20 protein-coding genes are annotated in these 23,223 nt (G+C 56.0%); 19 read left to right on the forward strand and 1 reads right to left on the reverse strand.

What is annotated here, in order from left to right:
• Positions 1-741 precede the first annotated feature (741 nt).
• From NBG89_RS30635 to NBG89_RS30695, 13 genes are all read left to right on the forward strand, one after another.
• Entirely contained in the window at positions 742-1,197 is a 456-nt protein-coding gene (locus NBG89_RS30635; RefSeq protein ID WP_431324669.1) for a flavodoxin domain-containing protein, read from the forward strand.
• A gap of 127 nt (positions 1,198-1,324) precedes the next feature.
• Complete coding sequence (locus NBG89_RS30640) at positions 1,325-2,713, forward strand: flavin monoamine oxidase family protein (RefSeq protein ID WP_431324670.1); 1,389 nt, start codon at positions 1,325-1,327, stop codon at positions 2,711-2,713.
• A complete protein-coding gene (locus NBG89_RS30645; RefSeq protein WP_431324671.1) occupies positions 2,694-3,101 on the forward strand; it encodes a Rid family hydrolase in 408 nt (135 codons plus the stop codon). Before NBG89_RS30640 ends, NBG89_RS30645 begins: the two co-directional genes overlap by 20 nt.
• A 62-nt stretch (positions 3,102-3,163) precedes the next feature.
• Positions 3,164-4,696: an APC family permease gene (locus NBG89_RS30650; RefSeq protein WP_431324672.1), complete on the forward strand. Its 1,533-nt coding sequence runs from the start codon at positions 3,164-3,166 to the stop codon at positions 4,694-4,696.
• 106 nt (positions 4,697-4,802) lie between these two features.
• Positions 4,803-5,636: an alpha/beta fold hydrolase gene (locus tag NBG89_RS30655; protein WP_431324673.1), complete on the forward strand. Its 834-nt coding sequence runs from the start codon at positions 4,803-4,805 to the stop codon at positions 5,634-5,636.
• A 100-nt stretch (positions 5,637-5,736) separates the two neighbouring features.
• Entirely contained in the window at positions 5,737-6,123 is a 387-nt protein-coding gene (locus NBG89_RS30660; protein WP_431324674.1) for a YybH family protein, read from the forward strand.
• 48 nt (positions 6,124-6,171) lie between these two features.
• Entirely contained in the window at positions 6,172-6,963 is a 792-nt protein-coding gene (locus tag NBG89_RS30665; RefSeq protein ID WP_431324675.1) for an MOSC domain-containing protein, read from the forward strand.
• 45 nt (positions 6,964-7,008) lie between these two features.
• Entirely contained in the window at positions 7,009-7,779 is a 771-nt protein-coding gene (locus NBG89_RS30670) for an SDR family NAD(P)-dependent oxidoreductase (RefSeq protein WP_431324676.1), read from the forward strand.
• 63 nt (positions 7,780-7,842) lie between these two features.
• Complete coding sequence (locus tag NBG89_RS30675; RefSeq protein WP_431324677.1) at positions 7,843-8,970, forward strand: S-(hydroxymethyl)glutathione dehydrogenase/class III alcohol dehydrogenase; 1,128 nt, start codon at positions 7,843-7,845, stop codon at positions 8,968-8,970.
• Positions 8,971-8,972: 2 nt separating this feature from the next.
• Positions 8,973-9,809: an S-formylglutathione hydrolase gene (fghA, locus tag NBG89_RS30680; protein WP_431324678.1), complete on the forward strand. Its 837-nt coding sequence runs from the start codon at positions 8,973-8,975 to the stop codon at positions 9,807-9,809.
• Between the two features lie 50 nt (positions 9,810-9,859).
• On the forward strand, positions 9,860-10,423 hold the full coding sequence (gene gfa, locus NBG89_RS30685) for an S-(hydroxymethyl)glutathione synthase (protein WP_431324679.1): 564 nt from the start codon (positions 9,860-9,862) through the stop codon (positions 10,421-10,423).
• Positions 10,424-10,542: 119 nt separating this feature from the next.
• A complete protein-coding gene (locus tag NBG89_RS30690; RefSeq protein WP_431324680.1) occupies positions 10,543-11,271 on the forward strand; it encodes an SDR family oxidoreductase in 729 nt (242 codons plus the stop codon).
• A gap of 134 nt (positions 11,272-11,405) precedes the next feature.
• Positions 11,406-12,602 (forward strand): cytochrome P450, encoded by a 1,197-nt coding sequence (locus NBG89_RS30695; RefSeq protein ID WP_431324681.1) that lies wholly within the window; start codon positions 11,406-11,408, stop codon positions 12,600-12,602.
• A gap of 85 nt (positions 12,603-12,687) precedes the next feature.
• Here the strand turns inward: NBG89_RS30695 and NBG89_RS30700 are convergent, their stop codons facing one another.
• The gene (locus NBG89_RS30700) at positions 12,688-13,578 is read right to left on the reverse strand and encodes an alpha/beta hydrolase (RefSeq protein WP_431324682.1); all 891 of its coding nucleotides are present in this window, start codon (positions 13,576-13,578) and stop codon (positions 12,688-12,690) included.
• A 1,124-nt stretch (positions 13,579-14,702) separates the two neighbouring features.
• Here NBG89_RS30700 and NBG89_RS30705 point away from each other — a divergent pair.
• From NBG89_RS30705 to NBG89_RS30730, 6 genes are all read left to right on the forward strand, one after another.
• On the forward strand, positions 14,703-15,743 hold the full coding sequence (locus NBG89_RS30705) for a 3-keto-5-aminohexanoate cleavage protein (RefSeq protein WP_431324683.1): 1,041 nt from the start codon (positions 14,703-14,705) through the stop codon (positions 15,741-15,743).
• A gap of 175 nt (positions 15,744-15,918) precedes the next feature.
• Positions 15,919-17,451, forward strand: coding sequence for a class I adenylate-forming enzyme family protein (locus tag NBG89_RS30710; RefSeq protein WP_431324684.1), 1,533 nt, complete (start codon positions 15,919-15,921; stop codon positions 17,449-17,451).
• Positions 17,452-17,509: 58 nt separating this feature from the next.
• Positions 17,510-18,298 carry an SDR family NAD(P)-dependent oxidoreductase gene (locus NBG89_RS30715; RefSeq protein ID WP_431324685.1) on the forward strand — a complete coding sequence of 263 codons (789 nt, stop codon included), beginning with the start codon at positions 17,510-17,512 and terminating at the stop codon, positions 18,296-18,298.
• A gap of 63 nt (positions 18,299-18,361) precedes the next feature.
• The gene (locus NBG89_RS30720; protein ID WP_431324686.1) at positions 18,362-19,528 is read left to right on the forward strand and encodes a substrate-binding domain-containing protein; all 1,167 of its coding nucleotides are present in this window, start codon (positions 18,362-18,364) and stop codon (positions 19,526-19,528) included.
• Positions 19,529-19,611: 83 nt separating this feature from the next.
• A complete protein-coding gene (locus NBG89_RS30725; RefSeq protein WP_431324687.1) occupies positions 19,612-22,140 on the forward strand; it encodes an ATP-binding cassette domain-containing protein in 2,529 nt (842 codons plus the stop codon).
• A gap of 2 nt (positions 22,141-22,142) precedes the next feature.
• Positions 22,143-23,177 (forward strand): ABC transporter permease, encoded by a 1,035-nt coding sequence (locus NBG89_RS30730; RefSeq protein ID WP_431324688.1) that lies wholly within the window; start codon positions 22,143-22,145, stop codon positions 23,175-23,177.
• Positions 23,178-23,223 lie beyond the last annotated feature (46 nt).

Consider the following 23,223-nt stretch of genomic DNA (forward strand, 5'->3'; position numbering starts at 1 on the left):
CAGTGGACAAGCAACCTTGAAAACCACAGAAAAACAGCCGTTTATGGACGGGCACTATTTAGGCAGGCGGCGTCGCATCGACGGCGCCGAACTGCTTTGCGCGGCGCGGTGTCCGGGTGATTTTCCATGGACAAGCCGGTCATGGCGGGTGCCAGCAACTTCTTGCTCCCCCATTTTTCGAAGAGCGGATTTATGATCCGGCGCAGCTTTCTAAGGAATGGCTTATTTGACGTACTACTTGGCCATTTTAATCGCGCGACGTTCCGGCTTTTGTCATATAAAGGCTCACTTACATTCTAGGAAAAATGTCTGCTTTGGAGGGCAGGCGCCCACGAATGTGATTTAAAGCGTACGGAGGAGCGAACGCTTATGAGGAGTCCGATAGATTACTTCGCTTGTGCAGCACGGACGTGGTACCGCGCTTGTCAGGCGCATGCGGGCGGCTGGGGTGATAGAGCCCGCGCCAGACACAAAGCAAACAATCAGGATGCCTCTTTCATTGATTAGAAATTGTGCAATTGGACTAGCCCCGCACAAAATGCTGGCACAAAGTCGTCGTCAGAATAGCCCGCGAAGCCCAAACGGCAAGGAAAAGGAAGTGGCATGAAGTTTGCCTCACCAATTTAGCTAACTTACGTTAGTTTACTTTGCATGGCGCCTGAATGAGCATAACGCTGGCGCCGGAAAATATCTCGCGCGCCTTATGGATCGAGCAACAGAAGAAGAGCAGGGAACCTAGAAATGATAACAGTCCTTTTCGGTACAGAGAGCGGCAATTCTGAGATGGCGGCCGACGACATCGCAGAGTTCATTCGTGAAAACGGCGAAGAAGCCCAAGTCATTCCCATGGAGGACTGTGACGTCTCTCGGTTGCAGGATGCAGGCTTGGTGATCGTGATCACATCGACTTATGGCGAGGGCGAGCTTCCCGAAACTACGCAGCCATTCTACGATGCTCTCCGGGCCTCAAGGCCGGACCTTGGCGCACTCAAGTTTGGCGCTTTTGGCTTGGGTGACAGCACCTATGAAACCTACGGGAATGGGATTGACGTAGTTTCGACCCTGTTGAACGAGCTGGGGGCTCACCAGGTCGGTGAGACTGGCCGGCATGATGCGGCAAAAGGTGTGCCGTTGTCTCAAGCGGCACTCGACTGGGTTGACAGACTTCTTCCATCGTTAAGCCGGCGAGCTGCATGAGGTCCTGAAAAAAAACACCTCGCGGTCAAGAAATGGGCTGAGCTTCCTGCCACCGGATGGTGGAGGAGGAGGCGCAGCTAGGGCATCATGCTTGGCCAACTTAACCTAACAAATGTGAGTTAGTTAAATGAGCAATAACAAAGATATCGACGCCGATGTCATTATTGTAGGAGCGGGTCTCTCCGGTATGACTGCGGCCAAAGAGTTGCAGGAGAGCGGCTTGAGCGTCCTTCTCTTCGACGGAAAGGATCGTGTTGGCGGACGCACGTGGTCGGACAGCCAGTTCACAAATGGCGCACTCGACTTTGGCGGGATGTTTATCGGCACCACGCATGACCGCTCACAGCGACTTGGCAAAGAAATGGGCCTCGAAATGGTGAAGGCCCGACCCGCTGGCAAAATGGTTTGGGATCTCGGAACGGAAATCTTGATTGCCGAGGACGGAAGTTATCCAGAGAAACTCGTTGGCGATGGCAGCAGCTTGCAGCAGCAGCTTGCCAAGGCATTTGCCGCGATCGACGAACTTGCGAGAAGAGTCGGCAAGGAAAACCCATGGGATGCTCCGGGGGCCGCTGAACTCGATTCTAAGACAATGGCTACTTGGCTCGAGGAAAATGTTTCGGACGCACTTGTCAAAAAAATTGTCGGCAGCGACGTCACAATCATAACCGGCGTTGATCCGTCAGAGATCTCGCTGCTTTTCTTCGCGTTTTATGTCGCACAGTGTGAAGATATGTATGCGCTACAGGTCACATCAAATGTGATGCTGTGGGTCGGAGGAGCGCAGCAAATCTCTCAACGTATTGCTGAGCGGCTACCGGCTGACAGCGTTCACTTGAAAGAGGAAGTGATCGCGGTCACTCACGGCGAGAAGCACGTTGACGTTCTGACTCACAAAGGAACCTATCGTTCCAAGCGCATCATTATGGCGCTGCCGCCCGCTGCTGCGGCGCAGATAGCGTTCCACCCGGAACTTCCATCGGCTCGGCGTCAGATCAATCGGCGTACCAATTTCGGTCGCTACATGAAGCTCCAACTCCGATACGAAAAGCAGTTTTGGCTCGACCGAGGACTATCTGGCGAGATTTTCTCGCTTTCGCCTGGCTTCTTTGCCTTGGACGTGACGCGCCCCGGCGACACCTTCGCTACTCTGGTCATATTCATAGGCGGCTCGAACTACGACAAGTGGTTTGGCCTGGGTGTAGAGGGACGGCGCACCGAAATGCTCCATGCTGTGGGCCGCTGCCTCGGAGAAGAGGCGTTACGGCCGCAAGCTTACCTCGAGACCAACTGGAACGATGTCGAATTCACGATGGGCGGGCCAGTCTGCCATATGCCGCCCGGGTTGATGAGCACGTGCGGATCGTCACTGCGCGCGCCGATAGGCCGCATTCACTTTGCGGGAACGGAAGCCGCTCCCGCATGGACTGGTTACATGGAAGGCGCTGTGCAGTCGGGTGAAGCCGCTGCCGCGCAAATTAAGGGAGAATTGCTCAATGACCGCGAAGCAGCTTAAGGCCGTCGTTCCTTCAGGTATGGAAAGTACTGGCCCAACTTACGGTTTTGCACCTGGGCGTGTTGCCAATGGATTGCTCTTCGTCGCCGGCCAAATTGGCGTCGACAAAAGCGGGCAACTTGGAAAATCGGTTCAGGAACAGGCGTCGCTCGCTTTGGAGAACCTTGGACGTGTGCTTACAGAAGCGGGTTGCGGCTTTGCCGACGTAATCGCGATGAATACCTACCACGTAGGCGACTGCACATTGGTCAACGAATGGTTCTTGCCGCTCAAGAAGGACATCTTCCCAGCGCCCTATCCCGCATGGACGTCGATGGGTATCACCAGCTTGGCTATTCCAGGCGCTCTGATCGAAATCTCGGCGGTCGCCGAGCTCCCAAACAACTGAGGCACTAAAAATAACTAAAAACACGGCGTGTCGGTTCAAAACTCCAAAGGGGAACTACGAAAATGACTGATACTACGCAGACAGATGGTGTGAGAGCAATTTCAAGCAGTTTCGGTGCAGCTGCCGCGCCGAACACTGGAGAGAAGCCAAGACTGGTCGGCCGTATGGGCCCGGGCGCGCTTATGCTTACCGTGCTCGCATTCTCGGCACCGATCGCAGTTGTCGAAGGGTTCATTCCCTTCACCATCCTTTTTGACGGGCCCGGAGCGACCTTCGGGTTCCTTTTGACAACGATCGTTCTCATCCTCTTCTCCATCGGCTATGTGACGATGGCGAAGCACGTACCGAAGCCAGGAGACTTTTACGCGTTCATCAGTTCGGGCCTCGGGAAGGTGACGGGTCTCGGTGCCGCCTTCTTGGCCGTAATCGCATACCTGGCTCTTTTGGGCGGCACATACATATTCCTTGGAGTTAGTACGAACTCGCTAATCACGAGCGTCGGTGGATCGCAGACACCGTGGTGGATATGGACCATCATAGGCTGGATAGGGGTTAGCACTCTCGGATACTTCCACATCGAACTCTCCGCGAAAATTCTCTCGATCGCAATGCTGGTTGAAATCGCGATTGTCATGATCTTCAACGTCGCCGTTCTGTTTTCCGGTGGCGCGGAGGGATTGTCCGCTCAGCCATTTACTCCTTCGGCTTTCGCATCCGGTGATATGGCCGTTACGATGGTTTATGCCATCCTGGTGTTTCTGGGCTTTGAAGCGACTGCTCTCTTTCGCGACGAAGTCCGCGATCCCAACCGCACCATCCCACGCGCGACCTATGGTGCCGTACTCATCGTCGGAGTGCTCTACACATTGTCCTGCTATGCGCTTGTGTCCGCTTTTGGATCCCAAGCGTGGGACGTGGCAAAGAACAATCCGACCTCGATGTTTGCGGTGGCAATCGGCAAATTCGTGGCACCCGTATTTGAGCAAATCACCTACTGCTCGGTCATTTTGTCGATAACTGCCGCTTTGATTTCCATCCATAACGTCCTTTCGAGATACGTTCTTAATCTCGCGGTCGACAAAGCACTGCCCGCATACCTATCCAAGGTGCATGAGCGCCACAGTTCGCCGCACACAGCGTCAACTGCCGTTGCGATCATAGCCGCTCTCTTTGTCGGGCCGTTTATCATCATGAATGCCGACGGATCGATTTTGTACGGCATTGCAACCGGCATCGGTGGGGTAGGCGTTATCATCCTGATGGCGATGGTCAGCTTTGCAGTTATTGCCTGGTTCGCTCGCAGCGGCATACCCGCGGGTGAAAACGCATTCAAAGTGTTTGTCGCGCCGGGAATTGCTGCGATCGTGATGACAGTTTCGGTCGTCTTTGCCGTCGCCCATCTTGAGCTGATCGTCGGGGGCGAACCAGGCCAGAATCTCTGGGTGGTGTACTTCCTGATCGGGTCGTTTGTCGTTGGGAGCCTACTTGCGCTCTATTTCCGCTCGGCAAAACCCGAAGTTTACAACAGCCTTGGTCGCGCAGACCGGGTGTTTGAGTTCCTCGCCCACAAGCGGGAACGAGAGCACCAGCACTAAGGTCGGGAGAAGCCCGTCCTCGTTTCCCATCTCCAAGGGCGGGCCAACGTGATGGGGCCCTAGTAAAGGGCACCATCACAACAAATGCGAAATCAGGAGAGCTGGCATGACAATTGAAATCCTTCCGCCAAACCAGGATGAATGGGCCGGAGCCAAGAGGAAAATAAGAACAAGAAGCGGCATTGAGCTCGCGTACGTAGAGTGGGGTGATGTAGCTGCCCCTGCCGTCATTCTTATCCATGGATATACAGATAATTCTCGCGCCTATTCGCTTGTTGCGCCTTTTCTCAAGGGACGGCGCTTTGTCGCGATCGAACTGCGCGGGCACGGCGATAGCCAGAAGGTTACAAGGGACATAAACTTACTGAGCTTTGCGGCGGATGTCAGCGAGCTTATGGACGAACTTGGCATTGAAAAGGCTGACATTGTCGGCCATTCGATGGGATCCATGACCGCAGCCGTGCTCGCTGCCTTCTATGGTCACAAGGTCAACAAGGTTGTCTTGATCGCTACCGCGATGCAGCTCAGTAAGGCAACGGCGGACTGGCTTCAGACTACCGTTGAAAGTCAGACTTTCCCGCTTGATGTGAACGGTGCGTTTCTCAATGAGTGGACGTGGAATCCTCATCCAATCGACCAGAATTTCATGAAATACCTCAAGCAGGAAGCCACGGTGGTGCCCCACGAGACATGGAAGGGCTGCCTTGTCGCCTTAGAAGTTACAAACTGGTCACTAGCAGCGACGCGCATCAAGGCTCCCGTTTTTGTGATGTGGGGCGATCAGGACCAGTTCTTTAACGCAGAGGATCAGGAGGCAGTGAAAAGCGCATTGCCCGACGCGAAGTATAAGACCTATCGCAACTATGGCCACTCTGTGACGTGGGAGATACCACAAGTCGCAGCCAATGACATCATGGAATTCCTCAACGACCCTGCCTGAGGCTTTTTTCTATGATCGGGTTCGTCACCGTGATAGCGGCGGACCGCAAACACACTCAGATTGTCAATCGAAACTTCGCACAAACGGAGATGGATCACCTATGTCAAAACTTCCGGATGACGTCCGCGCCGCAATCGCCGCCCAGCACGATTTGATGAAACAGGCGTTTGCCTCTGGTGATGCCGACCCGATTGTGGACAAATATTACACCGAAGACGCCTGGGTATTTGGTGACGGGGACCAGACATGGAAAGGCTCCCAAGCGATCCATGAGCTCTATGCGGGGATTGTCGGCAAATACACCTGGACCACCAAGACCGAGCAAATCATCCCGTTGGGAGACGGTGCCCTCGAGTTCCTGATCGGCACCATTCATCCAGTCGATGGGAGCGAACCGACAGTATACAAGATTCTTTTTGGCTGGGTGAAGGCGGGCGAAAGCTGGCGTTGCAGTACCCAGATGTTTGCCTTCGGTGACCACTTTTGAGAATCGTACCCTGCAATGGCCAAAGCGGCGTGATCGATGGTTAGGTAGATGTTCGTCAAACATATCGGAATGGCACATGTAAAGACGACAAGGTTGCTAGACCTCGATCGGGCGCAAATTACCGCGCGCGGCATTGCTGGTGACCGCGACTTTATCTTGCTGAATGAAGCTGGACAACCGCTCGGAGCAGGCCATCATCGCCATTTCTTGCCGTTGATATTTCATTATGACGGAATACGGCGTCGCTTGCGCATGACCTATCCGAACGGCCGCGTGGTTGAAGACGACTGTTTCGCGAGCAGGCTACCATTCGCTCTGAGCTATATGGATATGCGACGTATTCTGGTCTCGGACGTAGTCGGTGAGTGGAATAGACGCCTTTGCGATTTTTCGGGCGAGAAGGTCCGGATGGTCAGGGTGATGAAAAGCGGAGACGGTGTTGACGTCCTGCCAATTACGCTTCTGACGACTGGATCCATTCGTGATTTGGGCCTGCGCATGGGTTCCGCAATCGACTACCGGCGATTTCGGGCAAATCTCGTTATCGAATGCGACGAGCCCTATGCCGAAGATCGATGGGAGGGAAAAACCATCCGGATCGGCGCAGCCGTTTTGAGAGTTCGAAGTTCGGTCCCGCGTTGTGTTGTCACTCAGCTCGATCCTGAGACCGGGAAGAACAACGCAAGGACCGTCGCTGCGCTGTTGGAATATCGGCAAAAGGTTCATCTGCCTGATGGACTTATGCCTGCCTACGCCACACCGGGCTTCGCATCATATGCCGAGGTGGCTCTGCCTGGCGAGGTGCTTGTCGGCGATTCCGTCGTCGTTGAGCAACAATGAGCGTTTTCAACGCAGTCAGGCCCAAATACCAGGGAGGTCGAGACAATGGAATACAATGATAAGGTTGTGGTCATCACCGGCGCCGGCTCCGGGATGGGCCGTTCAATGGTCTCCGAGTTTGCCAGGCGCGGTGCGCGGGTGGCAGCAGTCGGACGCACCTTGGAGAAAGTGGAAGAAAGCATTCGTCTTGCCGGCAACACCGAGCGAGCACTAGCACTCCGCGCGGATGTCTCGGTTGAGGCGGATGTCGTAGGTGTGATCGACGCTGTCGTCGCGCACTGGGGGCGAATTGATGTGCTGATAAACAACGCCGGTGTTCTCGACACCTATGAACCGGCCCATACGGTGAGCCTCCAATCATGGCAGGAGGTGATCGCGATCAACCTGACCGGTCCTTTCCTGATGTCGAAGTATGCAATTCCGCACATGCTCAAGAAGGGCAAGGGCTCGATCGTCAACATCGCGTCGCTGTCATCATTTAGCGCAGCCGGAGGTGGTTCGGCTTACACCGCTTCGAAGCATGGAGTTCTTGGTCTCACCCGTCAGCTCTGTTTTGAATATGGCGCGAAGGGTATCCGCGTAAACGCAATTTGCCCCGGCGCGACCGCAACTCCCATGGCACTCCACGGCGGCACGAGTGAAGCGCTCCCTGACATGGATGCCGGCGTGATGAAGACACCTGCCCAGCGGTGGTGCAAGCCCGAGGAGGTCGCGCGGCTTGCAGCCTTCCTCGCAGGCGATGACGCAGACTTCGTGCACGGCAGCGCGTACGTCATTGATGGCGGCTGGCTGACCGCAGCGCGCGAGGCGTTTTAGCAAACTTACGTGCGCCCGCGACAGTCGGGTGTGCGGCCCTTAGAAGACACACACGAGGAACCAATGGACGTTCGCGCAGCTGTTGCCGTACAGGCAGGAAAACCACTCGAAATCATGACCGTTCAGCTCGACGGCCCGAAGGCTGGCGAGGTGCTGATCGAGGTCAAGGCGACGGGTATCTGCCACACCGACGATTTCACGCTTTCGGGTGCCGACCCGGAAGGCCTGTTCCCGGCGATTCTCGGCCATGAGGGTGCCGGCGTGGTCGTCGACGTCGGCCCAGGCGTCACCTCCTTGAGGAAGGGCGATCATGTCATTCCGCTCTACACCCCGGAGTGCCGCGAATGCTACTCCTGCACTTCGCGCAAGACCAATCTCTGCACCTCGATTCGCGCTACTCAGGGGCAAGGCCTGATGCCCGACGGCACGAGCCGCTTCTCCATCGGCAAGGACAAGATCCACCACTACATGGGTTGCTCGACCTTCGCGAACTTCACCGTTCTGCCGGAGATCGCTCTCGCCAAGATAAATCCCGACGCCCCCTTCGACAAGGTCTGCTACATCGGCTGCGGCGTGACGACGGGCATCGGCGCTGTGATCAACACCGCCAAGGTCGAGATCGGATCGACGGCGATCGTCTTCGGTCTTGGCGGCATCGGTCTCAACGTACTGCAGGGTCTACGCCTTGCCGGCGCCGACATGATCATCGGTGTCGACATCAACCCGGACCGCAAGGCCTGGGGCGAGAAGTTCGGCATGACGCACTTCGTCAATCCCAAGGAAGTGGGCGACGACATCGTTCCCTATCTGGTTAACATGACGAAGCGTAATGGCGACCTGATCGGCGGCGCCGACTATACCTTTGACTGCACCGGCAACACCAAGGTGATGCGTCAGGCACTCGAAGCCAGCCATCGCGGCTGGGGCAAGTCCGTGATCATCGGCGTCGCCGGCGCCGGTCAGGAAATCTCGACGCGTCCGTTCCAGCTTGTAACTGGCCGCAACTGGATGGGCACCGCCTTCGGTGGCGCGCGTGGCCGCACCGACGTGCCGAAGATCGTCGACTGGTACATGGAAGGCAAGATCCAGATCGATCCGATGATCACCCACACCATGCCACTGGACGACATCAACAAAGGTTTTGAGCTGATGCATAAGGGCGAGTCGATCCGTGGCGTGGTGGTCTACTGACAATGAAGACGATATCGACCGCGAAGTCCTTCGGGGGCATTCAGGGCGTTTACTCCCACGAATCCGCCGAGTGCGCCTGCGAGATGACGTTCGCCGTGTTCGTACCACCACAAGCGGCAGAAAGGCAGTGCCCGCTCATCTGGTACCTGTCGGGGCTGACCTGCACCTACGCCAACGTCATGGAGAAGGGCGAGTACCGGCGGCTGGCAGCCGAACTGGGACTGATCGTGGTGTGCCCGGACACGAGCCCGCGTGGGGACAACGTTCCTGACGAAGGCGACAACTGGCAGTTCGGGCAGGGGGCTGGCTTCTACCTCGATGCGACGGAGGCACCTTACGCCCGGAACTATCGTATGTATTCCTATATCACTCGCGAGCTCCCATCGCTTCTGTCCAGAGAATTCCCGGTCGACATGGACCGTCAGGGCATATTTGGCCATTCGATGGGTGGGCATGGTGCAGTCACGATCGCACTGCGAAATCCCGAGAGGTTTCGCAGTTGTTCCGCGTTCGCCCCGATCAGCAGACCCACGCTTTCGGGATGGTCGGATCCAGCATTCCGCAAGTATCTCGGCTCCGACGAAGAAAACTGGCGGTCTTATGACGCCTGTCTCTTGATTGAAGACGGTCACAGGTTCCCGGAGTTTCTGGTTGACCAGGGAACGATTGACGATTTCCTTGAGGAAGGCTTGCGCCCCGGCGAGCTTCAGAAGGCCTGTGAACAAGCGGGCATTCCGCTCACGCTCCGCATGCAGGAGGACTATGGGCACTCATATTTCTTCATTTCGACATTCATGAATGATCATCTCCGCTGGCATGCGGAGCGGCTGAACAGGTGATCGCAGACGGCCGGCCATCTTTTGCCGGCCAAAAAAGGAAGGAGAGCAGCATGACACTACACCCATCGATCGATTCCGGGTTCAGGGCGACGGACGCTTTGTTCTCGGGCGGCACGCTCGTATGCAACTGCGCAAGTAATCCGGTGAAGGTGCGGATTAAGGGCGATATCGCGCATAACCATGCCTGCGGCTGCACCAAGTGCTGGAAGCCGGAGGGCGCTGCGTTTTCGATCGTAGCAGTAGCGCCGACGGATAACGTTGAAGTCCTCGAAAACGGCGAAAAGCTTGTCGTCGTCGATCCTGCAGCTCTTATTCAGCGTCATGCTTGTAAGCAGTGCGGCGTCCATATGTACGGCCCAGTAGAGCGTGAGCATCCTTTCCAGGGTTTGTCCTTCATTCACCCGGAGCGGTTCGAAGAAAAGGGATGGGCCAAGCCTGGCTTTGCCGCCTTCGTTTCTTCGATCATCGAAAGCGGGTTCGACCCGTCGAAAATGGATCAAGTCCGCGCCAGGTTGAAGTCTGTAGATCTTGAGCCTTTCGACTGTCTGTCGCCAGGCCTGATGGACTACATCGCGACTTGGACTGCCAAGAAAAACGGCGTCCTTCCGGGTTAACTCGATGGTCGCCTGATCTCGCTGCCGGTCAGCATCAAGTTAGCCCATGTGGACCGGTTATAACAGCATTGTCACGTTTATCCGAGGCAGTACAGCCCGCAGAAACACGAGGAACAAGCATGTCAGGAAGGGTAGCAGGGAAGAATATTGTTGTGATCGGTGGCACGAGCGGCATGGGGCTTGCCCAAGTCCGGCGTTTTGTTGCTGAAGGCGCGAAAGTCGTTATCGCCAATCGAAATGCAACGCAGGGCGCTGCCGTTATTGAGGAGGTCGGGCAGGCCGCGAAATTCGTTCAGCTTGACGTCCGCAGCGAGGAAGATTGGGCGAAGCTTGTAATCCGCGCGGAGGATTTCTTCAATGGGCCCATTCACGCGCTGGTCAATAACGCTGGAATTCTGGTCGAGGAAGGTATCGAGCAGACTAGTCTCGAAACTTACCGCCACTTGGTAGACGTGATGCAGGTAGGTCCCTTCCTCGGTATGAAAGCGGTTATACCCTCTATGCGGCGCGCTGGAGGCGGATCAATCGTTACCGTCTCATCGACCGCAGGGATTGTGGGGTACCAGGGTTTCTTCGCCTACACTGCGACGAAGTGGGCTGTCAGGGGCATGACCAAAGCCGCCGCTCTCGACCTCGCTTCCTCCAACATTCGTGTCAACAGCGTCCATCCCGGTGATACGGAGACGCCTATGATCGAAGGCCGTGGTTACAATGCAGACTTCGTGCCTCTCAAGCGATTCGCCCGCCCTGAGGAGATAGCGTCGCTCGTATTGTTCCTGGCGTCCGATGAAGCGGCCTATATTACCGGGGCAGAGCATGTCATCGACGGAGGCTATACCGCGCAGTGACAGCTGCGGCAAAGCGCTGGCAGTTAGGCTGAACGTGTAAAGCTCAGAGACGATCGCCGCGCACAGCCCAGAACAATCGTTTGTTCGCAGGGGCTTGCTTGAAGTCTTGTACTACTAAAAAAGGGGAATAACTCATGAATGCGCACGTTCAACATGACAGTCTCTTGCCGTGGGCCGACACCGCCTTCCGCGAAAATCCGTATCCGTGGTATGACGTCCTCCGTCGTGAGGCCCCGGTTTATCGCGATCCTATTGCAGAAAATACGTATATCGTCTCGCGTTACGATGATGTCGTAAAGTTCGGCAAACATCCTTCGTTGTCCATGATCGCTCCTAGCTGGGTCCCTAAGGGTCCTTGGAGTCTCTTCAAGGACAGCATGATCGTTTCAGATCCCCCCGACCACACCGCGCACCGCCGTCGCTCGAATAAGTGGTTTACTCCAAAACTCGCCAATCAATGGGCGCAAGCGACGGCAAAAGCAGTTAACGAGGCGATCGATGATCTTGGTCCCGGCGGCATGATCGAGGCGTTTCGCAATCTCGCGCTCATTCCCGCCCATCACGCAATGTGCGCAGCTCTTGGGCTACCAAACGATGGCTACGATACCGGTTCCGCTTGGATGCATGATGCGATGACCGCTCTCGGCTCCGCCGTTACCGAAGAGGAGGAGCAGCGTTGCCAAGCTGCATTCGACTACCTGTCAGACAGGGTACGGCATTATCTGCAAATGCGCCGTGCAAACCCGCAGCCAGGCGTTGTTTCCTCCTGGATCGAGGACGTCGCCAATGGCGAGATGAACGAGCAGCAGCTGTTCGAGGGGTTGCTTCTCTTCTGGGCAACGGGAACGCCCAATGCGGCGTATCTGATAACTGGTGGCCTGGAGATTTTCGCACGGCGGCCGGATGTGTTCGAACTTTGGAAATCCGATCCTGGCAAACATCAAGCGATCTTCAGCGAAATCGCGCGTCTGCATACGCCGGAAATTTCATTCACGCGGTTCACCACCGAAGAACTCGAGATCCGGGGTGTCAAGATACCCGTAGGCATGATGGTTCGCTTTATGATTGCGTCTGCGAATCGTGATCCCGAAGTCTTCACGAATCCGCATGAAGTGGATGTCACGCGTTCGACGGAAATGAATCAGCACATATCGTTTGGTGTCGGTGCGCATTCGTGCCCAGGCATGATCATCTCGACAGCCGAAGCGAACGCCGTGTTCAATACGGTTGCGCAACGCGTTAAGCGTGTCGAACTGGCTGGACGGCCAGTTTACAATCACAACGATAGGTCAGCCGCGTACTCACGTCTTCCCCTGCGTCTTGTCATCTAGCTTCTGCGAAATGACGAGCAGGCAGAAGGGGCGCTCTTGAAGCGCCCCTTCTGCATCACCACAATATTTTTTCGACGATTAACTGTTAGAGATGTTTTACAAACCAGCCGACAGCAGCGCTACTCGATTGCTCAAAGAGCGTCGTGTAAGGTTCGAAGTGGCCGCCAGGAAGCACCTCGAGTGCCTTAGGCTCGCCGGCGCGGTCGAACGCGTCCAATGCAAGGTCGGTCGGCGTCAGATGGTCCTCTTCGGCAACAAGCATCAGCAATGGGGTCGGGCTGATCAGCCGGACGTATGCACCCGGCTCGTTCGCTCGCGCCAGTTCCAAACTTCTGACCGTCACCTTCGGGTTCCAATTCGTTGCAAACTCGGATGACTTTGTAAAATACTCGAAACTATCGGCGCCTGGCAGCGCGCATGGCACTTCCGGATCCGAGGCAACCACATTTACGTAGCCTCTTCCCTTGCCGAGCACCCTGACGGCCCGGTCGCTCGCCAACTGCTCCCTGAGATAAGCTGCTTGGGGTGTTTTTGACCGACGAACAGCGACCTTTGACCCGCTTATCGTTGGAACCTGCGAGACAACGGCCCTTACACGCCTGTCCTCGGCGGCAACTGCAAGAACATGGCCGCCGCTGTAGCTTGTGCCCCAAATGCCGATGCGTTCCGGATTGGGGCCGTCCATTGTCTGAATAAAGGAGATTGCGTCTTTGTATCCGCGTCTCTGTCGTTCGGGATCGACCTCGAAACGAGGTTCCCCGCCGCTTTCTCCAAAGCAGCCGTGATCAAAAACCAGCACACCAAACCCGTGATCTGCAAACTTCTGCGCATATTGGTCCAGATACTGCTCCTTCACAGCGGAGAAGCCGTGTGCCATGACAATCGCAGGATATAATCCAACTGCTGCCCGAGGCTTGTAAAACCAACCGCGCAATTGATCGCCTTCGGACCAAAACGTGACGTTTGTTCGTGACATAAATTCTCCTATTGAATGTCTGACGCTCAGACATTCACCGATCGTGGACGTCGCTTTGCCGCGGAGATTTGGGATCGCAACTAAGGGTGAGGTAACTCGCCAAATGGAACTTGAGCGCGTTCGACCGCGTATTGGGTCCCAGCGCAAGGACGCCGGTCGTGAACGGCTGCCTCAACGAGAGCGATCGCTCTTTTCATCTCGGTGGGAATGCTCTGAATACGTGCAGTAAGCTGAACCGATCTCAGCCAGCCAATTTCGCAGGATTTCCCACCAACCCCATCGCTGCATATTCATACGCACCCATCCCTTGCGTTTGGAGCCCATGAACAAACTCGCCACAGCTGGGCAACGAACAGCTCTCCAGTAAAGGAAATGTAACTCGACCAGTCAGCCATGGAAGGGCGAAGATGGACATTAACTACGCGTAATCTGCCAATTACGCCGTTAGGGCCTGTAACAGTATGTGTAGAGGCTCGTTTGCGGTGACGTATTGGTCAAGGAATGCTTCTAACTCATCGGCTTCTCCTAGCACATCGAATGTTCACGTCCTTCCATTGCGACCCAGCTTGCCTTCAGGCAGGGCAGCGCGAAACGCTTTCTGATAATCCTCACGCATCGTCTCGCCCAAATCTCCACCGAGCGTTAAAACGGGTGCGGTGATACGCTTGGATTCCATACCCTTGACCAACCGATCTATGCCTGTCGTGAAACGGCAGCCTCTGCGTATTGTGGATGGCACAGCAGATCCTCGGGAACATAGCGACCATGCTTATATGACTGCGCCGTTAGGATCGAGTGGAAACGACGTCGCGGTGACATGGCGAGAGAACCACGAACGAACGTGGCTTTCGAAGCTCCATGTTCAAGCAGAAGGGACGCGTTTTAACATTCAAGGCCGAGCGGTCTCCTGACTGCCCTCCAAGGGGCAACGTCAGTTGATGGCCCAAATGCAAGCGTCTGAAGTGAAATTGGCAGTTTCGGCGTAGCACTTGTCAGCTCAAGGCGACGCCGGCCTCATCGCGAGCAGCTATGTTGATCTCAATTCGCGGTACCAACGAAAGGTGCCAAACGTCAGGAGCGTTCGGATCGCGGCGTTGGGTGAAGCAATCATCGGAGGATCAATAGTGAGCAAAAACACCATTAACTGGGATCGCGTAAAGCACCGGGTCAGCAAGGAAAATGTCCGGACGTATTGGCGCCCGTATGCCGCACCGACAATAATGTCGGCGGGAGACAGCCTGATCTCCGGCGCGCCTCAGATGCCCCGCTGGGACCCCCTACCGAAAGCTGCAGTTTCAGTCGCGATCAACGGCGCGTTCTTCACGAAGGCCGAAAATCCGAACCAGGCTCAGACCCCCGACGAGATCATCCGCTCTGCAAAGGAGTGCATCGCTGAAGGTGCTCAGATCATCCACATTCACGTTCGTGACGAGGGTGGTCACAATGTGCTTGACGTCGACAGGTTCAGCGAAGTCCTTGGCCGGCTGAAAGCCGACCATCCCGAAATCGCGCTCGATGCCTGCCTTGTCGCTGTCAATGACGAAGAAAGCAAGGCCATGCAGGAAGTCATCGATCGAAGGCTGGTCAGTGCGGTTCCGGTAAACACGACGGCACTGATCTTGGGCGACAACCTGTTTGTTAAGCCGCCGCACGCCATCATAGAGAAGACACGCATGGTCATGGACGCGGGACTTGTGCCGCAGCTTGCGGTTTATACTGACGGTGATGTCGACAACGCCCGGCGCCTTCTGATTGACAGTGGCTTGGTAAAGGGCCCGTTGACTTGGCTTCTCCTGGCTGGCCTCCCGGGATGCTCGCCCATGTACTCGCCCCAAAGCATGATCGACGGGCTTGTCCGTCAAGTTGGCCTCATCCGCCAGGTTGACCCGGGCGCAAATATCATCGTCTGCGCAGGTGGGCGCGCCAGCCTTCATTTGGCAAACCTCGCGCTTTTGATGGGTCTGCACATTCGTGTGGGCATGGAAGACACGGTGTGGAAATGGCCGCACCGCGATGATCTCATCCAGCGAAATGTCGATGCGTTCTGTATCGCGAGGACCATGGTGGACGCTGTCGGTCGCGAGCTCATGTCGGCCGAGGAATTCCGACAGATGTGCGGAATTTCCTCTGGTATTTCCCGCGGTAATGCAGCCGCTGCCGAGTGAGGTGCTTGCTATGAGGGAGGAGAACAGCAAACATAACGGTGTCCCCACATTGGGGACATTCGATCCAACCGCCAATCGGGACCGCTGGAACATCCCTCTCGGCGCCTTTGAGGAGGGGCGCTGGAAGGTTGACCAAACTATCAATGAGACCAAACAAGAACCGGGGAGGCTGCACGTGCGCTACTCCGCACGGCCAGCCACCTATGACGCATTGTTCCGAGCGAGCGTGGAGCGTTTTCCAGAGCGGGAGGCCGTCATCTGCGGTGAACGACGTGTCAGCTATCGGCAACTTGACACTCTTGTGGAAAATGCCGCTTGCGGCCTCCTTCACGCGGGCCTGTGTAAAGGCGATCGTGTCGCGATCATGCTGGACAATCGCCTCGAGTATTTCGTGGCGATCTTGGCGGTTGTCCGGGCGGGCGGTATAGCTATCCCACTGGGTACCCGTCTCGGACCCGCCGACGTTGAGTACATCGTCTGTGATGCCACACCGGTGTTTGCGATAACGGGTCAACAGTGGCTCGACAAGTTTCCGACTGAGGGAGGACCAAGCCGGATCTTTGTTGTTGACGCGGACGCGGCCTCGGACGACCACTTCGATAGGCTCACCAAGTCGTCGCCTAAAGCTCTACCGGCTTTGGAGAGCGAGGCGCTGATGATGATCATCTTTACGTCAGGGACCACAGGCAAGCCGAAGGGTGCATGCCTGACACACACGAATTTTGTCCATACCTGCCTGCATTATCTGTATGCGCTTGCTATCGACAGACCGCAGAAGAGCCTTCTGGCGGTTCCCGCCACTCACATCGCAGGTTTCGGCCCGCTGGCTTCTGTCACGTTGGCATCAGGCGGCACGCTCGTCATGGCACGTGAATTCAAGGTGGCGCCCATCCTTGAGCTCATGGTGCGAGAGCAAATTACCTATGCGGTCCTCGTCCCGGCGATGTACCAACTGCTTGCAATGGCACCGAACGTTCAAGACTACGACCTGTCAGCTTGGAAATACGGGGTCTATGGTGGGGCCATCATGCCGCCGGCCGTCATCAACCGGTTTCGTCAGATTGTGCCCGGCCTCCGAATGATCAATGCATATGGGGCGACCGAGACATGCGCGGTTTGCACCATAATGCCTCCGGAGCTGACGTCGTCTGCGCCCGCGAGCGTGGGATTGCCGCTTGAGTGCGACGAAATTCTTATCGTCGACTCAGACGGCAAGCCGGTTGCAGACGGCGAGTCGGGCGAACTCTGGATACGTGGGCCGAACGTGAGTCCAGGTTACTGGAATAACGAAAAGGCAACCCTGCTGTCTTTCGAGAATGGCTTTTGGAAGAGCGGCGATATTGGCAAGAGAGACACCTGCGGCCTGATTTATGTCCATGACCGCCTCAAGGACATGATTAACCGGGGCGGCTTCAAGGTTTTCAGTGCTGAAGTTGAAAACTCGTTAATGGAGCATCCTGAAGTCGACGATTGCGCAGTCGTCGGCGTGCCGGACCCTGTCCTTGGTGAAAAGACGTTTGCGTTTGTAAAGCGCCGATCGGACGCTGTCACCGACAGTACGCTACGCGCCTACCTTCTGCAAAAGATCGCTGACTACAAGGTGCCCGATTTTTGGCTGGTCGGCGACGATGCGGTTCCGAGAAATCAGAATGGGAAAGTCCAGAAGGCTGAAGTGAGGGAGCTCGCTAGGAGCCTCCACGCATCATAGGAATTTCGCGTCATCTGGCGCGATTAAGGTGAGATCCATAGCAAACGGAGGAGACACAATGTCTGGATCAGTAAAGGACAAAATCATCATCGTAACTGGCGCTGGTCGGGGTCTTGGCGCCGGCATCGCCGGTGATCTTGCTCGCAATGGTGCGAAGGTAGCGGTTGCCGATTTGAATGCGGACAACGCCGCTTCAGTCGCCGAGCAGATCAAGCAGGCTGGCGGTGACGCGATGTCTGTCGCGGCTGACGTTTCCGACCGTCAGCAAGTCAAGGCAATGCTCGCGAAGGTCGTGGAGAAGTTTGGCCGTCTCGACGTCCTGTTCAATAATGCCGGCATCAGCCAAACTTGCCCCTTCATGGAAGTCACGGAAGATGACTTCAACCGCATCATGAGGATTAACGGCCTTGGCGTCCTAATCGGCACCCAAGAGGCTGCCCGGCAGATGATCAAGCAGGGCCATGGTGGCAAGATCATCAACACGGCATCGATTGCAGGAAAACAGGGTTGGCCGGACTATGCCCACTACTGCGCATCAAAGTTTGCAGTGGTGTCGCTCACGCAATCGGCTGCCCGTTCCTTTGCCAAGCACGGAATCACCGTCAATTGCTTCAGCCCGGGCGTCGTCGCAACTGAACTCTGGAAGCAACTCGATGACGACGCTTTGCAGCACGGGATCACTTCCAAGCCGGAGCAGCTGATCACCGAGTTTTCTGCGAACATTCTACTGGGCCGGGTGTCGGTCCCGAAGGATGTCGTCGGGACAACGACGTTTCTGGCCTCCGATGCTTCCGACTACATCACCGGCCAGACCATCATGGTCGATGGCGGCATGGTTCTGATTTAGACGATTTTTCAACCGCTTGGCTTTCCTGGGGAGGGAGAGCCAAGTAACCGGGAGGAGTGAAGTATGACCATCCGTTCAATGTTCGCAGCGTTTTTGGCGACCAGCTTCTTGTTTGGTGCCGGCCAGAGCCTCGCCGAAACTGGCGAGGATCTTATGAAAAGCCGATTGGGTACAACGGAGGTTGATCCGGCCATCGCCAAATCGCTCGAAATTGCTGCAAAGCCCTTGACGCCTGAACTGCAGGCAAAGGCTTTGGAGTGCTGGAAGAGCGATACTTGCGACACCGGCAGTGGCGGGAAACTCAAGATCGCCTATGCCGACGGCTTCGGTGAAAACGTTTGGCGACGCGTAACCAAAATGGAGTTCATCCAGCAAGCGCTTGCCTACCCAGAAATTGGAAAGATCCAATATTCATCGGCGCGCGGTGATGTCTCGAAAGCCATTGCAGATATGAACGCTTTCATCGCCCAAGGCGTCGACATCATCGTTCTTTACGCTGACGCTGGGCCGGCACTTCTGCCGGTGGTGCGTGAAGCCAAGGAAGCGGGCATAACTGTCGTCTTGAATAACGGCCAGGAAGTCGGCACTGCAGGCGAAGACTACGCGAGCACCGTTCACGAAGACCTTTGCGAGCTTGGCCATCAAATGGTGAAGGCGGTTGTCGCCGACAAGGCGGGAGCTAAATCTATCGTCGCCCTCGGCGGCACGCCGGGCAACACGCTGAGTTCGACATGGCAAGGCTGTGCCCAGGAAGAGGCAGACTCTTCTTCCATCAAAATCCTAGCGAAGATGGACACGAATTGGACGCAGGAAGGCACTTTCCAAGCGGTATCCGCTGCGCTCGCCCAGTATGGCGACTTTGACGGCTGGGCTTACGAATATGCCGATGGTTTCCGAGCTGCGATGCGCGCTTACCAAGCCGCCAACAAACCTGTCGATACAGTCGTATCGCTCCGAACGGATGAACAAGGCCTGTTCTGCGATTGGGAAGCCGCCAAGAACCCCAGGTTCCGGATCTATTATTCGGCTTCCGGCTCTACGATTACCGCCCGCTTCGCCGTTACCGCTGCAATGATGGCAAAGACGGGCGAGACCGTCTCCACCTGGGTTAAGGTCCCCTTCTCAATGAAGGCGGTCAAGGACGGCCTCTGCGACAAAAACCTCCCAATGGAAACGCCTGTTTCGACCATCGTGAACGCGGATACGCTCAAGGCAATGTTCCCGAACTGAGATACCTCCCAAGCGGGTCGGCGCGTTGAGTGTCGGCCCGTTTTTGTTTGGTTCCATAATTTGAATTTGCGTAGGAGGCCGCAATGACCACGCCCGTTCTGAAGCTGCAGGGAGTGTCGAAAACATATCCCGGCGTACGCGCACTGGACCAAGTGAACCTGGAATGCTTGCCGGGTGAGGTTCATGCGATTCTCGGCGGGAACGGCTCTGGAAAGAGCACGTTAATGAAGATCGCCAGCGGCGTGGTCAAGCCGGATGGGGGGACTGTCGAAATCGCCGGCAATAGGCTTCTTAGAGCAGACCCGCGGGCTGCATCTGATTTCGGCCTTGCGACGGTTTACCAGGACGATTCGCTTGTTTTGGAAATGACTGTAGCCCAAAATCTTTTCATGGCAGCGAAAGCGGGCTCGGTTGCCTTCGCTGAAATGAATAGTTGGGCTTCCAAAAGGCTTGCAGCCCACGGGCTTAAGATCGACCCGCAGGCCGTCGTCGCAGAACTATCTCCAGCACAACGTCAATTTATTGAAATCATCAAGGCGCTGCAGTCTGAACCCAAAGTGCTGCTGCTTGACGAACCGACGTCCACGCTAGACGCTGACGGTGTACGAAAATTGGCTGCCATCATTGCTGATCTGAGGGCACGGGGAACGTGCATCATTTATGTGAGCCACCGACTTCCAGAAATTTTGGAGCTCGCCAGCCGTATTACTGTCCTGCGCGACGGTGTTCATCGCGGTACGTTTGATGTGACCAGCGACCTCTCAGAGCATGACCTTATAACCTTCATGGTCGGCCGCGAAATCGATGTGGAATATGGCGTCAAATGTACGAACACATCGAATCAGCCGGTGTTGGTTGTCGATCGTCTGTCTGGTGATGCGTTTCAGGACATTTCCTTCTCTTCACAGGTGGGTGAGATCATCGGCTTTGCCGGCGCGGAGGGCAACGGACAGAGGGAGGCGATGCGCGCCCTGGTCGGCTTGGAGGAAGCAGAGGGCCAAGTGTTTTGTGCTGGCCGACAAGTGTCTCGGGTATCGCCAGGCGCTGCATTGGACAGCGGTGTTCTCTTTCTCAGCTCGGATCGCAAGGGGGAGGCAATTTTCCCCGAGCTTGGGGTCGGCAGGAACATGGTGCTGCCCCTTCTCGGGGCATTCACTTGGTTTGGCATGCTGTCGCGCAGACGCGAGACAGAACAAGCACGTACGATGAAAAGGGATTTTGGCGTCGTGGCAGCCGATCTTGAGATGCCGGTTATCGGTCTTTCCGGCGGTAACCAGCAAAAGGCCGTTCTCGCAAGAAGCTTCAGGTCCGGCGCCAAAGTCTTTCTCATCGACGAGCCAACTCAAGGCGTAGACGCAGGAGCCCGCTTCGAAATTTACAAGGCAATCCGGGAGAATATCAGTGAGGGAGGGACGTGCGTGGTCAATTCCTCCGATGCCCAAGAATTGGCTGGGATCTGTGATCGCGTTTTCGTTTTTTCCCGCGGTCGGATTGTCAAGGAATTGAGCGGAGAGTCCGTTACAGAAGAGACAATTGTCTCGAGCTTTCTCACTGCAAGGAATGCCCGGGACAACAAACGTGGCCAGCCGCCGCAAGAAGTACTCGGTACACTTCAGCGGATCGTTTCCGGGAGCTCGCCCTGGTGGATTCCGATCCTATTCTTGATCGGGCTTATCGTGCTGGTCTGCGCTTACGCAGCAACGCACAGTGATGTGTTCCTAAAGCCGATTAATTTTCGCCACCTTCTTCTCGCACTGACCCCGGTTGGTTTTGTTGCCATGGCCCAGCTTCAGGCGCTTGTCGTGCGAGGCATCGATGTGTCGGTTGGATCTCTAATGAGTTTGATTGTTGTTACGATGTCCTTCATGATTGGCGCAGGGATCAGTCCTTCCGCAATGGCGGTCGGCGTGATCGGCTGCCTTTGTGTTGGAGCAATCGCGGGTTTCGCAAACGGAAGCTTGGTACGCTTCGGGCGGATAAACCCGGTCATCGCGACGATCGCGACCCTGAGCATCATGCAGGGATTGGCTCTTGTTGGTCGACCGACACCAGGCGGTGTCCTCAATGGTCAGTTCACATCATTTTTGCGAACCTGCATCGGCTTTGTGCCCGTATCGACCGGTATCCTCGTCGTCGCGGCGATCGTAGGCGATTTCTGGCTGCATCGCACCAAATCCGGCTTATTCGCGAAGGCTGTGGGTTTCCGTGAGGAATCAGCACGACGAAACGGCGCACCAACGACCTGGATCCATCTTCGGGCATATGCGCTCACTGCACTGACCGCTGCTGTCGCGGGTCTTTTCCTTGGTGCCGAGGTCGCTGTCGGCCATCCAACCGTGGGGCAAAACTACGCGCTCTTGAGCATAGCTGCAGCTGTTCTCGGCGGAGCGGCGCTTAGCGGAGGGAGAGGCTCTTTCTCTGGCGCACTGCTTGGGGCTTTTTTCTTCACCCTTATGACGAACGTGATCTCGGTGCTTGGGTTGAACTCCGCATTCGGCGTAATCGCATCCGGCGCGATGACGCTGATCGCGATCTTTCTTTATACCGGAGCTTCAGGGTTCGATCGACTGCTTAAAGGTCTTTCAAAGCAAAAGCGGGCGGTGGAGGTTTGACCATGCCCTCTGAGCAACTTGACAACCTTGCCTCTGGTGTCGGCGCCGCTGCTTCCAGTAAATCCGCCGCGAATCAAAGACCGCGACGCTCCGCCCTCGCGAGACTGGAGGGGCGATTCCTCACCATCTGGATCGCTCTTGGTATTTTGTTGGTGGCCGATGCAATCTTCCTGCCGAAAAGCCTCGATGGCACGACCCTCCTGGCTGTGTCTCCTTTCTCGGCTTTCCTTGCAATAGCGGCAATCGGACAAGCCACGGTAATCATGGCTCGTGGCATCGACCTGTCGGCGCCCGCCATCATTACGCTGTCGAGCTCGATACTGATTGGCGTTTCGGGAGGGAGCGATGAGCGACTGTGGATCGCCGTAGTCGCAGCATTGCTAGGGGCGGTATTCGTCGGCACCATTAACGGCTTGTCGATCGTCTTCTTGAAGTTGAATGCTCTAATAGTCACTTTGGCTGTTGGCGCCATCGTGACAGGATTGACGATATGGTATCGTCAAAGCTTCGGGGCCGAGTCCCCTGTGCCCCCAAGCCTGGCCGAGTTCGGGAACGGACGCATATTCGGTGTTCCGACGGCGGTGGCAATCGCTTCAGTCATAACATTGATCGCGGTTTTACTTTTGACCAAAACCGTATGGGGCCGGAAGTTCGAGGCATCAGGCTGCAATCCGGACGCTGCGTTTATCATTGGGATCAATGTAAAGCTCTATCAAGCCGGGGCTTATGCTATTGCCGGGCTAATATACGGAATAGCTGCGGTTTTGCTTGCTGGGTTCATCGGAAATCCGACGCTCGATGCAGGAAACCCGTACTTCATGGCGCCTATTGCCGCAGCGGTTCTCGGAGGCGTTGCGATGACTGGCGGCATTGGCAACATGCTCTCTGTTTCTATAGCCGCTATTTTTCTCATACAGCTAGACCAGTCTCTCAAGATGCTCGGTCTTCCCACATCGTGGCAGTTGGTTATTCAGGGCGTGGCAATTGGCGCCGGCATGTGGCTATCTGAGATAACATCAACGACCCGACGTGGCTGAAGAGTGACTGCGAGAAGCTGTAATGCTACGCCGGTGCTTCATCCAA

The sequence above is a fragment of the Rhizobium sp. YTU87027 genome (assembly GCF_050644135.1).
Taxonomy (GTDB): Bacteria; Pseudomonadota; Alphaproteobacteria; order Rhizobiales; family Rhizobiaceae; genus Rhizobium.